The sequence below is a fragment of the Aeribacillus sp. SP014 genome (assembly GCF_054055575.1).
Genome location: NZ_JBSRXI010000001.1, coordinates 1,634,664 through 1,648,781 on the forward strand (window position 1 = coordinate 1,634,664; position 14,118 = coordinate 1,648,781).

General features: G+C 39.6%; 11 protein-coding genes and 1 pseudogene. 7 read left to right on the forward strand and 5 right to left on the reverse strand.

Annotated elements, in window-relative coordinates; all coding sequences use genetic code 11:
• Window positions 1-4 precede the first annotated feature (4 nt).
• Window positions 5-1,354 (forward strand): allantoinase, encoded by a 1,350-nt coding sequence (locus ACVIJU_RS08070; protein ID WP_456687454.1) that lies wholly within the window; start codon window positions 5-7, stop codon window positions 1,352-1,354.
• Window positions 1,355-1,761: 407 nt separating this feature from the next.
• Here ACVIJU_RS08070 and ACVIJU_RS08075 read toward each other — a convergent pair whose 3' ends face one another.
• The 3 genes from ACVIJU_RS08075 to ACVIJU_RS08085 all read right to left on the reverse strand — a co-directional run bounded on the left by ACVIJU_RS08075 (window position 1,762) and on the right by ACVIJU_RS08085 (window position 4,661).
• A complete protein-coding gene (locus tag ACVIJU_RS08075) occupies window positions 1,762-3,003 on the reverse strand; it encodes an MFS transporter (RefSeq protein ID WP_456687455.1) in 1,242 nt (413 codons plus the stop codon).
• Window positions 3,004-3,487: 484 nt separating this feature from the next.
• Window positions 3,488-3,679, reverse strand: a complete 192-nt coding sequence (locus tag ACVIJU_RS08080; RefSeq protein ID WP_456687924.1) for an HAD hydrolase family protein — start codon at window positions 3,677-3,679, stop codon at window positions 3,488-3,490.
• Window positions 3,680-3,719: 40 nt separating this feature from the next.
• Window positions 3,720-4,661: a Gfo/Idh/MocA family protein gene (locus tag ACVIJU_RS08085; RefSeq protein ID WP_063386903.1), complete on the reverse strand. Its 942-nt coding sequence runs from the start codon at window positions 4,659-4,661 to the stop codon at window positions 3,720-3,722.
• A gap of 1,354 nt (window positions 4,662-6,015) precedes the next feature.
• On the opposite strand from ACVIJU_RS08085, the gene ACVIJU_RS08090 reads away from it, so the two are divergent.
• The 5 genes from ACVIJU_RS08090 (at window position 6,016) to ACVIJU_RS08110 (ending at window position 10,571) form a co-directional block, all read left to right on the forward strand.
• Window positions 6,016-6,735, forward strand: a complete 720-nt coding sequence (locus ACVIJU_RS08090) for an ABC transporter ATP-binding protein (protein WP_063386904.1) — start codon at window positions 6,016-6,018, stop codon at window positions 6,733-6,735.
• Window positions 6,704-9,166 (forward strand): FtsX-like permease family protein, encoded by a 2,463-nt coding sequence (locus tag ACVIJU_RS08095; RefSeq protein ID WP_063386905.1) that lies wholly within the window; start codon window positions 6,704-6,706, stop codon window positions 9,164-9,166. Before ACVIJU_RS08090 ends, ACVIJU_RS08095 begins: the two co-directional genes overlap by 32 nt.
• 4 nt (window positions 9,167-9,170) lie before the next feature.
• Window positions 9,171-9,674 carry a PadR family transcriptional regulator gene (locus tag ACVIJU_RS08100; RefSeq protein WP_063386906.1) on the forward strand — a complete coding sequence of 168 codons (504 nt, stop codon included), beginning with the start codon at window positions 9,171-9,173 and terminating at the stop codon, window positions 9,672-9,674.
• 338 nt (window positions 9,675-10,012) lie between these two features.
• Entirely contained in the window at window positions 10,013-10,222 is a 210-nt protein-coding gene (locus tag ACVIJU_RS08105; protein WP_063386908.1) for a hypothetical protein, read from the forward strand.
• Window positions 10,223-10,232: 10 nt separating this feature from the next.
• Window positions 10,233-10,571, forward strand: a complete 339-nt coding sequence (locus ACVIJU_RS08110) for a hypothetical protein (protein WP_063386909.1) — start codon at window positions 10,233-10,235, stop codon at window positions 10,569-10,571.
• A 622-nt stretch (window positions 10,572-11,193) separates the two neighbouring features.
• Here ACVIJU_RS08110 and ACVIJU_RS08115 read toward each other — a convergent pair.
• Both ACVIJU_RS08115 and ACVIJU_RS08120 read right to left on the reverse strand, forming a co-directional pair.
• Complete coding sequence (locus ACVIJU_RS08115; protein WP_327019715.1) at window positions 11,194-11,511, reverse strand: DUF2269 family protein; 318 nt, start codon at window positions 11,509-11,511, stop codon at window positions 11,194-11,196.
• 10 nt (window positions 11,512-11,521) lie between these two features.
• Window positions 11,522-12,121 carry a TetR/AcrR family transcriptional regulator gene (locus ACVIJU_RS08120; protein ID WP_066249000.1) on the reverse strand — a complete coding sequence of 200 codons (600 nt, stop codon included), beginning with the start codon at window positions 12,119-12,121 and terminating at the stop codon, window positions 11,522-11,524.
• 709 nt (window positions 12,122-12,830) lie between these two features.
• Between ACVIJU_RS08120 and ACVIJU_RS08125 the strand changes: the two are divergent.
• Window positions 12,831-13,924 (forward strand): annotated as a pseudogene (locus tag ACVIJU_RS08125) (IS3 family transposase).
• Window positions 13,925-14,118 lie beyond the last annotated feature (194 nt).

Sequence of the window (14,118 nt, forward strand, 5' to 3'; positions counted from 1 at the left end):
AAAAATGATCTACGATCTTATAGTCAAAAACGGCAGCGTTGTGTTTCATGACGAAGTGAAAAAAACAAATTTAGCTGTTAAAGACGGCATTGTTGTTGAAATTGGCGATGACATTGACGGGGAAGCCGATGTCGTTTGGGATGCGGAAGGCCAATACGTTTTTCCCGGATTGATTGATGTCCATGTTCATTTCAATGAACCGGGCAGAGAGGATTGGGAAGGCTTTTCAACAGGTTCATCTATGCTTGCAGCGGGCGGCTGTACAACGTTTTTTGATATGCCGCTGAACGGTGTCCCTTCTACAACTGATCTTGAAGCTCTTCAACAAAAAGGAAAAATAGGCGAGGAAAAGTCATTCGTTGACTTTGGATTGTGGGGCGGGCTTGTTCCGGGCAATGAAAATGATTTAGCGCCTCTTGCGGAAAAAGGAGTTGTCGGATTTAAAGCTTTCATGTCTCCGAGCGGCAATAAAGAGTTCGCAGCGGTTGATGATAATACGCTCTTGAATGGAATGAAAACGATCGCCGGCTTGCGTAAAATTTTGGCTCTTCATGCAGAAGACGGCGCAATGGTGCAATTTTTGCAGAGAGAAAAAGAGCGGCAAGAAAAATTCGGTCCGGACGATTATTTACAATCAAGACCGATTGCTGCGGAATGGCTAGCTGTCAGAAAAGCCATTACATTTGCGGAACAGACCGGCTGTTCTTTGCATTTCGTTCATATCAGCAGTGCAGAAGCCGTTGAAGAAATCCAGCAAGCGAAGAAAAGAGGACTTGATGTCACTTTGGAAACGTGCCCGCATTATCTTTTGTTTGACCATGAACATACGAAAAAGCTTGGAGCGGTTGCAAAATGCGCTCCCCCATTGCGCGAATTAAGCGACCAAAAAAAATTGGTTGATTTGTTTTTAAAAGATCAGATTGACTTTGTCGCATCCGACCATTCCCCGTCGCCATGGAGCTTGAAAGAAGATGAAACGAATTTTTTCAATGTTTGGGGAGGAATCAGCGGGGGGCAATTTACATTGATGGCGATGATCGAACTAGCGGTTCGCTATCGCATTCCTTTTCCGAAGCTGATTCATTGGACATCTGCTAGACCCGCCAAACGATTTGGATTGGACGGGAAAAAAGGGGAAATTGCAAAAGGAAAAGACGCAGATTTTGTGATTATAAGTTTAAAAGATTCCTTCACAGTCGAGAAAAACAGTTTGCTTCAAAAACACAAGCATAGTTTATATGTCAATCATACATTTCCTTGCAAAATCCTTGCGACATTTCAACGGGGGAAATTGGTATTTGACAACGGGCGCATACGGGCTTCCAAGCCTCTTGGCCAATGGCTGAAGTTATGATGGAAAGGGTAAGGGGGCTGTCTAATAAGTCAATTTTCCGGCTTATAAACGCCCCTTTAATGTTTTAGAAACGTTGATATATCAATGTTTATAATGTTTCGCTTTCAATGGATTTTGACTTTCTGGACAGCTTTTTTTTGAACGTTTTCCGTATCCTCCATTTTGCAATCATGTTCCGTGAAAAGTTTTCAAAATTTTTTTAGCACGTTATCTGCAGCCTTAAAGGACTTGTCGGAAAACCGAAACAGGAAGTTTGGTTAGGCAAATAAAAATGTGAACAGGGGATCTGCGAATATTGAGGTTGGCCCAATAAATAAATGAATAGGTCAGTCTTACGAATTTGTTCAGCTTTTTTGCCGAGTGACAACAGGTTCGAGGTCTCCAAAAAATCGCATAGGTGCCTTCTCCTAAATCGTTACCTTTTCTTTGGGAAATTCAGGAAGAAAGAAGGTGAGGATTGCTGAAATGACTAATATGATTATTGAAAAATAAAAAGCAACATTATAATTCCCGTGGTAACTGTATAGTAAACCTGGCACATAGGCTCCTAGTGCTGATCCAATTTGGTGGCTGAAAGATAGCCAACCAATGATAAAACCAACAGAGTGTTGTTTAAAGTATTGCGTGACCAACAATTGCGTAGGAGCAACAGTGGAAAAATCAACCAATCCAAAAACGATAGCGAAAATAATTAATAGCAGAGGGTTATAGCTATAGAATAGAATAAACAACGATAATGCCCGTATAACATATAGACAGATGAGCATTTTTCGACTACTCCAGCGATCTGCTAACACACCAGAAAATAGTATTCCTACAATATTAAAAGCAGCCAATATAGTTACTGCTGCACTAGTCGCACTTGTTGGAACTCCACACAACTGGGCATAAGGGATAAGATGTGTATCCATTAAACCTGTAGTGGTAAAACCGCAAACGCTAAATGGTAAAATCAAGAACCAAAATTGTTTTTTACGAAAAGCATCCCAAATTGAAAAATCATTGAATTTACTTGGCTGTTCAGTTGTGCTTTCTTCTTGATCCATTCCGCCAATTGGCAACATACCTTTTTCATTAGGATGGTTTCGTAAAATTAACAGGACAATTGGAAACACAACAATCATTAAAAAACATCTCAAGATGATGACCGTTGCTTTCCAATTCAACCATTGAATTAATAATAGAGATCCTGGTACCAACAGCATTTGTCCGGCTCCAAACCCTGCTTCGACAATTCCTAAAGCAAATCCTCGTCTTTCATTAAACCAGTTTGTAACGACTACTGTTGCAGCCACGTTTGACGCTCCGCCAACCCCAAGTGATACAAATATGGCATATAGAATAAACAATTGCCATGGATGATGGACAAAAGCTGTTAATAGAATACTAACTGCCACCAAAAAAGTACTGACAGAAAGGATTATACGAGGCCCAAATTTATCAACTAACCTTCCTATAAATGGTTGGGAAAGTCCATAAACGATAAAGCTTAATGTCGAAATTAACGATACCGTCCCTCTGTCCATTGAAAATTCCCTTTCCCAAGGTTCAACAAAAGCCCCGAAAGAAAGACGAACACCTTGAACGGCTAAAAGAGATAAAAACGTGACAAATAAAATAACCCAAGCATAGTGAAATCGTAATATCATTTTAGTTTAGTCTCCTAACTTCAAAATTTTAAAGATTCAATATTTTTTCTATTCTACCGAATTGGATGTTTAAGTCAAGCCATTTTTTCCAATATTTTTCTCCGTCAATCGCGGCAAAAATCAGTTCATATTCCGAGATGGTGGCTATTTTACAGAAGACGGTCTCAGTGATTTGAATATGCCAACTGTCGTCTCCCCCAATCGTGCAAAAATCTCTGTTGAACCGATGCAAATCAAAGGATTGGCAAAGTTTCCCTGGAAATAATCAATCAAGCATTAAAAATGAAATGCGTATATAACACTTTTTTGGGGTTTTTATCTTCACTATGAGGAATTGCAAGTCTCCATGACCAATAATGACGTGATGCCCGTATCCGTTTTTATCTTCACTATGAGGAATTGCAAGCAATACGAAAGAGAGAAGTTTGTTTGACGTCTGGAGGCCATTATTTATCATACAGCCAAATTGCCAATTATTTATGTTTCAAAAGAGCCGTGCCAACAATGATTGAACGTGCGGAAAAGAAAATAGCGGAGAGAAAAACAGAAAGCCTCTTCTGCCTTTAAATGGGTAAAGAGGCTTTGACTTTGTTTGTGCATTTACAATTGCTTCACGGTTTTTTTCGCTAATCATATGATCATTTGTTAAAATTGTGCCGTCTAAGTCGATTGCGATTCATTTCATTAGCATTTTTCCACTGGCGTTAGGAATTTCACTACATCGTCAACAGCTTCACAACTTGTTTTGTCCGTTCATGACTATTTATATCGGATTCAATTTTGCCGTTTTTCACGCAGTTTATAAATTCTTCTACTTCATAATACATCGTTTCAAATTTATGTTCCACGGTTAAATCTTTTATTTCACCGTTTCGATATTTGATGACAACTTTCTTCGGATCACTGATTTTGTCAATTTCAATAACACCTTTTTCTCCTTGGATCTCACTAGGGAAAAAGGAGTCTGTTATTTTGGAATACATTACGACTGCTTCAAAATTATCATAATTTAAAATCATACTTCCTTGACCGTCTGCACCGGTGGATAAGTAATAGTGATTTTTTACTATGGATTTTGGTTCGCCGACTAGATGAACAATCGGTGCTAAGCAGTATACACCCAAATCCATTTTCGAACCGTTTCCTAATTCCGGTTTAAAGGCGTTTTCAATAATTCCTTCTTTATATTTATCATATCGTGAAGAATATTGATTGTAATGGAAAACAAATCGTCTGATCGGAGCGATTTCGTCAAGATGTTTTTTTAAATTTAAAAAGGTCGGTGTAACGGTTGATTTCATCGCTTCCATAAACATGGCATTGTAAGTTTTGGCTGTTTGAATGACCTCATCCATTTCTTGCACGGACGTTACTGCCGGCTTTTCGCAAAGAACGTGAATTCTATTTTTCATGGCCAAAATACTTTGTTCGGCATGGAATTTGTTGGGGGATGCAATATAAACGGCGTCAATATTGCCGCTTTGAAACATTTCTTCAAGGTTGGTGTACACGTGTTTTATTTGATATTTTTCGGCAAACATTTTTGCTTTTTCCATTGTTCTCGAATAAACAGCGCCGAGGGAAAATTCCGGGTGTGCGCTTGCAGCTTTTATAAAATGGTCGGTAATCCAGTTTGTTCCTATAATACCAAATCTCATAACGAATCCCACCTTTATTGTTCATATTTGTACATGAATATCATATTATAACATGTTCTGCAGCAGCTTTTTATTCGATTATCTTTTTTTTTGAACTAACTTAAAACTCCATGTCAATAAAAACCAAAACATATTAACATGGTAAGAGCTGTCTGAAAAGTCCCGAAAAAAAGAGTAAACGACAGTTTCTTTTCATCTGCTTTTCTGTTTTGATCGAATTTCTGAAAAGGATAAACAGGCATTCAGAGCGGGAGCAACCCAACTCGCTTGGTCAATCGGACCGACTATTACATTTATACTGGCCGTATTATTGGTGCCCTTAGGATTGTTCGGTTCGGGATTGCCTTGGCACCGAACACGCAGGGCGGGAAATTGAAAAAGAACGGTATGGAATTTTGGAAACGGAAGAAAAAGTTACGAATATTTAGAGAAGTTGCTTCACGACTTGCTCCAGCAGCTTGGTAATCCTTTGTCTCGCATCAATAACCCGTGCAAAAGTTCATTATTTGCGGTAATATGATATTGAGTCATGTTTGCATATCTCTTAGTTGGTGTTTTTATCTGTCAAAGGGGAAGCAGCATGACTCTTTTTCTTTTTTTACACAATGATATGGACTTTACTCTTCAGCTACACATGTGTTTTTATTTTTAGTCACGATATTTTGATTATCCTCTATGACTATACTTCTGATTTTGTCTCTTCACCATTTTCTGTGATTGACACACAATCCCAGTAATGAACCTGTAGACTGTCAACTTGATTTTTTGACCGAAAATGAATTTTCACATTCGTATGAACTTAATCATATATTGAAATTATATATACTAGATATATATTGTTTTAGCCTTTAAAATAACTTTCAATAATGATTTTACAATAAATCTGCTTGTTTATAATATATACTTAGTATATAATGAGTGTATAAAAGCAGATGAAATAATTGAGGTAGTGTCAAAAGTCCTTGAAAACTCAGTAGATGTTCATAGTTATTTCCATTAATTAGGTGGAAATGCCATGCAATTACTATTGGCAAAAGCGCCAATAGTTTTGACATTGACGTCAAGGGCAAAGGGAACAGAAAAGCATGCCAAAAAAGTTTTTAAAACCATTGTCGAATTCAGAGTTCACTTCATCTGTGGAGGGTTTTAAGGGCTAACCTAAACCAAAAGGTAGGTCATTTGTTCTATCAGCCATTAAGACGATTACACACTATTTTCGGTGCTGGTGGCATACAGAAAATCGGAGGGAGCGTCGCGCTGTGGACAATTGATAGAGCGAGGCACTGACGATAATGAAATATAGTGATTTTATATGAAAATTTTTGACAATACGAATAATAGAGGAGCGAACGCTATGATTAAAGTTAGCAATCTCACTAAAGAATTTTTGCAGGGGCAAGAGAGAACACGGGTGTTGAAAGGCGTCGATTTGAATATTAAAAAAGGCGAATTCGTAGCAATAATGGGACCCAGTGGCTCCGGAAAAAGCACTTTGCTGCAGCTGATGGGAGGCCTTGACGTACCGACCGCTGGAGATATACAAATTGACGGGAAATATTTAAATAAGATGAGCGAAAAAGAAAGAACGATATTCAGAAGACAAAAACTGGGGTTCGTTTTTCAAAATTATCAACTGCTTCCGACTTTAACTGTAGAAGAAAATATTGCGTTTCCACTTCATGCCGACGGCAAACTGACAAAGGAGAAGAGTCGGGTGATCCAAGAATTGATTCAGGCGGTAGGATTGGAAGGAATTCATCGCAAACGCGCCAACTTGCTCAGTGGCGGTCAGCAGCAGCGTGTTGCTATCGCCAGGGCACTCGTAAATAGCCCGACTGTTTTATTAGCGGATGAACCGACAGGGAATTTGGACAGAGCGAATGCAGAAGAAATTCTCCGGCTATTGACAGTCTTCCATCGTGAAAACAGACAAACGATCGTGATGGTTACTCATGATATTTTTGCAGCCGGATTTGCGGACCGGATTATTCTTTTCAGGGACGGAGGCATCGATCAGGTGGTATCGAGGGAGGAGGGCGACTATGCTAAATATTTGGCGAATTTCATGGCGTAATATCACTCATAACAAAAAGCGTTTTTTCTTTACCTTGTTTGCGATTATACTGGGAACATCTTTTATCACCGCTATGCTGGTAGCCGATAGAACAACTAGAGACGTTTTTAATTACTACACAGATATGTATGTAGCCAATGCAGATTATTGGGTTTTAAGCGATAAGCATACTTATCCGGAAAAAATGATTGAGCCTGTTCAAGATGATCCCGATGTTACGAATATGCTGCTTGTTCTCCAAAAGCAAGCGTTCTTTGAACTTGAAGACGATCACTCTTTAAGTCAAAGATCTGTACGAATTATCGGAGTCAGTGACCAAAACAGCCCGTTACTGGTGCTTCCTGTGATTGAAGGCAGTTTGGATAATGAAGGGGTCATATTGCCGAAAACTGTTGCATCCCTTTTAGGAAAAAAGGTTGGGGATACGGTTCGGTTTGAAGGTTTGGGAGAGGCAAAAGTTTCTGCTATTGTTGAGTATACGCAGCTGCTTGCAAGTCCTAGTGATTGGGACAGTGCTGAATCAACTAGTTTTCGGGTTTTAGTTCCACTCGATATGTTAAGAGAATGGACAGGCAAACATGATGAGATTTCTTATATGCGGTTTCAGGTCAACGGCGATGGCAAGGACCTCTTTCATTCCTTACAGCAGCAGTTCCGTGGGTCAGGTGTGTTCATACAGCCTGTTGTAGCAGATGACCTTCAGAACAACGATATTAGCGGCCTCTATACCTTCTTTTATATTGTTGCCGGTTTATCGATGTTAGTCAGCGGTTTTATTGTCTTTAACACAATTTATACAAGCGTGATCGAAAGAAAAAAAGAATTTGCTATAATGAAAAGCTTCGGCTACACACAACGTTCTGTGTCTAAGCTTGTGCTCATTGAAATCGTACTTTTGTCATTGATCGGTACAGTCATCGGTGTTCCTCTTGGTATATGGCTCGGTGATCTGTTTATGCAGGAACTGCTCAGCATGCTCCAATTTGATATAGTTTATACTTTAAATTGGAGATTGCCGGCGATTATGGCGGTGACTGTTGGAGTGCTGTTCCCTGTTCTGTTTTCGCTTTTCCCTATTTATCATGCAGGCAGAACATCGATTTTATTGACGTTAAAAATGGCCAGCCAATCGAAGGGATCATCAAGACCTCTGCTAATTAGAGCTGTAGTTGGCTTGGTGCTTCTATGCTTTGTGTTTATCGACCACTCTGTAACTTATGCAGCCGTTTTAGCAGGTGTCATTCTTTTGTTTCCTTTGTTGTTGGCCGGTTTAAGCAGAATCATAAAACCTGTTTTAAATTTTCTTTTTCATTATGCTGGGAGTTTGGCTGCCAAAAGCCTCTTTCAACAAATCAATCGAAATGCAAATACGGCAGCGATACTCGGCATCGGAATTTCGGTTATTTTATTGCTTGGTGCGGTGGTGGAATCAGCTCCGGAAGGATATGAACAAGAAATCAGGAATACGTATGGGGGAGATATGAGACTTACGTCTGAAGCGCCTTGGTCTGCAGAAGATATAACGAAACTGCGTTCTTATGATGGAGTTCTAGGCGTTGAGCCATTAATGGAAGCGACCCCGATTACGTGGGAAACGGTTGACGGCGTAAGCAGACAATTTTCTGTTTTTGCCGTAAGTGAAGATGGTCCGGCGTTATTTGCCGATCAACATGAGGAAAAACTGTATAACCGGTTAAAACAGCAAAATGCTGTGCTTCTTGGTGAACGCGCATTTGATGAATGGGGCGGGGAGATCGGGCAGAGCATTCGGATGAATACGCCAAATGGTGAACAATCTTATGAGGTGGTTGGAGTTGTCAAAACATCGCAATATTCCGGTTATGTCGCGTTTATGGATGAGGAACGTCTTAAGGAGGAATTTGGATGGACAAAAGGCTTTGATTTGCTGCTTACTGTTGACAACGAAGCGGCCAGTTCCATCCGAGATCGGGTATGGTCTGATTTCCGCGATCATCTGTCAAAGGTTCAAACGGTTGAAGATGAAATTGAGTCCACTACTTCAACAATTTCCGGTATGAATGAACTGATCTTGATGTTGCTGTTTATGATCATCGGGTTAGCCAGTATCGGCACAGCCAACACCCTTTTGATGAACACGCTGGAACGCGTTTTCGAGATCGGAACGATGCGTGCTCTTGGGTTTACTAAACAACAGGTTAGAAATATGATTATCGCCGAAGGCTTGCTCGTTGGGTTATCCGGAGTTATCGGAGGAATAGCAGCTGGGTTGATCTTAATCTATGTAACAAGTCAGTCTGAACTCATGGACGGATTTATGTCTTTCAAGCTGCCATACAGTAATATGATAATGGCAGTGATATCCGGTGTTGTGTTGAGTCTATGCGCCGCTTGGATGGCAAGCCAAAGTGCCAGCAAAATAGATATCCAATCATCACTGAAAGAAGGTTGACAACTTGTCAGTTAAATATGGAATTTTGACATTGTTATACCAAAAAAAACATCATGGATACGAATTGAAATTAGAATTGGATTCCCTTTTTGGCATTAAAGGCAAAATTAATCCCGGTCAGATCTATACTACGCTTGATCGCCTGATTCGTGATCAACTTGTCTCGTCCGCAGGAATGGACGATCAGGAAAGAAAATTATACGAGTTAACACCAAAAGGTAAAGATGAGTTGGAAAAATGGTTGCTGGAACCGGTGCCATACACCACGACAAAAGAAGATTTTTTCTTTAAATGGAGCTGTGCCCGCAAAATTAATTTTGCTCAGGAAAAGAAAATGCTTGAACAGCAAAAAGCGGTGGTGATTAAAGAAGTGATGGAATTGACCAAATTAAAAACAGAGCTGCTGCTTCAAGGTGACGAAAGCAAATATTTATTGATCACCGGTATTTTATTGCATTTAGAGGCGGATTTAAACTGGATAAATCAAGTTGAAAATCGAATCCATTAAAAGCTGCCAAGTTCAAAGAAAAGTGCGGGCCAGCATAAATAGAATGAAAGGAGAATGGGCTTAGGATTGCGATTCTGGCATATCATTGGGAACTGTTTATCGTAGCGGAAGTGTTGTCAGTCATCTTTCGATATTTTTTAGAAAACCAAAACTCAGTATTTTGCTGAAAGCTGAAGCTCGACTCGGGTTGTATGTATGTCAGCAAACAGGTGAGATTTCAACGTTTCTCATTGTTATTACTATATTTGTCATTTATGCTTGTACTTTTGGAATATCCGATTTTATCAGGTCTAGATCAATAAAAATCGGTCAGCTGCGCGGTGTTGAGCTGTTAACAGATGAAGAAATATGAAAAGATAAGACAAAACCGTGATGCGAAATATATCGAAAAAATTCGTATATCCTCGCTCATTCACCTGGTGTTATTCGTTGTGGTTCCAGCAATATTTTGGTCTATGGGGACGGACGAAACACTTAATAATGAAAATATGAAAGAAGAAAGTAAAAAGACCCCGGCTGTGGCTGCTCCTGTCAAAGAAGATTTCTAGGAGTATATGGATGGAAGCAGTACAAATTCATTACTTAAATTTGGCGAAAAATCCTGGTGCTTACAAAAATAAAAAGGTTGTATTCACAGGAAAAGTTATTCAAATTATTGAACATGGGAACAACATTACTTTTAAAGTGAACGTCGATAAAAGTATAGACGGCGTTTGGAAAAATGCGATAGTCGTGAATTACCGAAATGCAAACAAAAAAAGCCATCTGCTTGAAAATGAAATGATTACTTTTTGGGGAACCGTCAAGGGATTAAAAACTTATCAGTCTTCGGGAAAACAAGTAACAATCCCTGAAGTGTACGCAAAGTATATAACGATAATGTGGAATGAAAAATAAGTAACTGAAGCGAACTCGCTATCGGACGGTTTCATGTACGAGGATGTGGAATTAAAAGAACCTTACCGGAGCTATCTAAGCAGGTGATAGGTAATAAAAGCCAAGTGTTATGGTCATCAATTTTAAAATTCATCGTAACGCTTTCTATTAATTCTAAGTCACTTATGATCGTGTACAATTTTAAACCGTTGACTCGGAACAGTATATCCGTCCCGAGTTTTTTTCTTTATATTCTAAAAACTTAAGCTCTGTTTTTTGTACTGTGAAAGCTAATTTTTTAGATTCAAATCGCTCTTCTTCACACTTCAATATGGATGGATCTTGACGTATAGTGGAAATTTCATTGAACATGGCACGATTGATGTCAGAAGTTAACAAGCCAGACCTTGATTGCTTTTCAGAAGCATTTTCCGTACTCCTTTTTAGAAAAGCTCTCCACTTGATCATTTTCCATCGCTTTCGGCGGAAAAGTGTGTTCAGAAGAATCCCTTGCCAATCATAAGATATAAGATCATAACAGGAAGAAGTGTTGCAATAGTTCCGAATATCATCCAGAGCCATGACACTCGACGGTACGCTTCCGTGTTGAACTCATTTTCCTCAGTTTGAGCGCTGAGCCGTATCACTTTCGCTGTAAGGGGAGAAGCACCCCTGCCCAAAGTACTCCTGTCAATACAAACAATATTAATGACAAGGTCAGCCAATTAAATCCCGAAATAAGATACCCCGTTCGAACGGCCATCCAAACTCCGGATGTGATGATGAGCAGCAGTCCCGGAATTGTGAAAACGAAATCGGCAAGCATGACGTTTTTGGCGGCACTATGAATTAATTCACGATTCCCTGTTTGATCTGCCCGCATTTTCCAAAAAGCCGTAATGATAATATTGCCTAAAAAAAGGACAACTCCGACAATATGCATAAATAACAGAAATTCCATATGCCTCCTCCTACCTTTCTTCCTTTGGCTGAAGCATGCCAGACATCAGCTCAGCAAAATCTTTATGATGAAAGAAATGTTTCTTTGAATCAATGGCGCCGCGCATTCGCAGACCAAATGAAATGAGCATAAACAACTCTGCTGTTTTATCGGCATCAACGGACTGAGGGATTACCCCTGCCTCTTGCCCAGCAGCTATCCATAATTTGGACATATGAATGGCTTGTTCATAATACTGTTGGAGTATGTTCTTGACATCAAGCTGATCGCTTTTTCCGAGAAGATACATTAGTACTTGATTGCCGGGATCTTGAGGATTTTCCAGATCCGACAATCGGGCGGTAATTTCATGCATCGGTTCTTCAAATGATTTCTTTTGCGAAGCCTTATTAAAAAAGCGCCCGTTAATTTCGTCCAGCCTATCTTCCAACACCCAGCTGAAAAGCTCGTCTTTGCTTTTTACATAATGGAAAATGGCTCCTTTAGACAAACCGGAACGCTCCATAATGTCATTGAGCGTTGTATTGGTGCACCCTTTTTCACAAATTAATTCTTTCACAGCGTCCAGCAGCAATCGTTTCGTTTGTTCTCGTTTCTGTTCCCGCTTCAATCAAGTTTCCTCCCGATGTTATGCAACTATTTATAATCAATTATAAAACCGACCGTCGGTTTGTAAATAAATTGTTTTATTTGGTCAAATGCCTCTTATTGATAAATGATCATAGTTTTATCGCTATACTTTGTGTTGACATGATTGTCACTTCCATCTCTAAGGTGACTTCTTCTTCTATATGCGGGTCTAATCTTTTAACTAATGCAAAATACTCCATCTCTAGCCCCCTCTTCTTACTCAACAGAATTGATTATCGGAATGTTGCCGTTTATAGTTTTCCAAAACTTCTTGCCACTTTGAGTATGATAAGTGGTAATTCACCATTATTGTTCGTACCTACAAACTCAAATTTAGCTTTACCATCTCTGTTGTTACCCATAAATTTCACGTATCCTGTTCTAGTCTCTCCTTTATATTCATATTGTACCTTAATTCAGTACTCCCAAATTTGGTGTTTAGTCTACTTGACCTTAATTTTATTGTCCAGTTTAGTGTAGCCGATTCACAATTCGAGTAAAAGACCATGTAGGAAGTTGTGTCTATGATCTAGACTAACATCAGTTAAGGGGAGAAAAAGAGTTAAGAGTCGACTAGGATAAAGCCAAAGCCGTACAACGAGTGTTTGAGTTAAGAGAGCAACATAGAGAAATGTACAGTAAATCTATCAATCATAGGGAGTGTCTATAATGGCTAGACGTTTTGATAAGTGGTCGAGGAAGGAAAGGTGATCGCTCAAACCGCAAGACAACTCGATATTTCACCAAAAACTCTTCATAAATGGGTCGCAGATTATAAAAAAGATGCCGAACATAGTTTTGTCGGAAGCGGAAACCTTAAACCAGAAGATCAAGAAAAGCGCGAACTTCAAAAGCGCATTCGGGATCTGGAGGAGGAAAACACCATCTTAAAAAAGGCCATGAGCATCTTCGCCAAAAACCAGAAGTAATTTATGAATTCCTTCATACGCATAGAAAGAAGTTTCGTGTGGCGAAGATGTGCGAAGTCCTAGGTGTTTCAAGCAGTGGATATTATGCATGGGTCAAACGCCCAGAAAGTCAACACAAACAGAGACGAGAAGCGCTGAAAAAGCAAATCAAAAAGATTCACATCGAGTCAAGAGAAACGTATGGCAGTCCAAAAATCACAAAAATCCTTCAGATGCAAGGGGCTGAGGACGGTCGCCAGAATCATGAAAGATGGTGATATTCGTTCAAAAACAAAGAAAAAATATAAGGCAACCACGAACTCGAAGCATCATTGGCTGGTGTATCCGAACTTATTAAATCAGCAGTTTGAAGCAGATGAGCCGAATCAAGTATGGGTGGGATATTACGTATATTTGGACGAAAGAAGGCTGGTTGTACTTAGCCTCCATCATGGATTTGTTTTCTCGTAAAATCGTAGGCTGGTATCTTTCTGAGTGTATGACAAAGGAGTTACCGGGCCATCCATCAGCGAAGTCCTCAACCTGGTCTGATTCACCATTCGGACCAAGGGGGCCAGCATGCATCGAATGAATACCAAGCCATGTTGAGGCAATACGGCATACAGACGAGCATGAGTCGAAAGGGAAACTGTTATGACAACGCATGTGCAGAATCGTTTCACAGCATCATGAAAAAAGAACTCATTTTCCACGAAACCTTTACGACAAGGGAAGAAGCGAAACAACGGATTTTTGAATACATTGAGTGTTTTTATAATGCCGAGCGAATTCATTCCGCTAATGAGTACATGTCCCCAATGGAGTATGAGAAGATGCATCGGCAAGGCAAAAAGCAGCAACGTTTCTCACCATAAGTTACGATATAAGGGACATCTTTCCTCTTGAGAAGAGGAATGGTTTACCAAACCGTTCTCCTTCTCAAGAGGCCACTAAACGAAGTGCGGTAGTAGGATTTTAAATTTTTCTCGATTTTACGTGTCTATTTTCTTGACATAATACCATTAGACCCTTATGAGTCAGAGCCTTATTCCCTTATAAAATACCTATA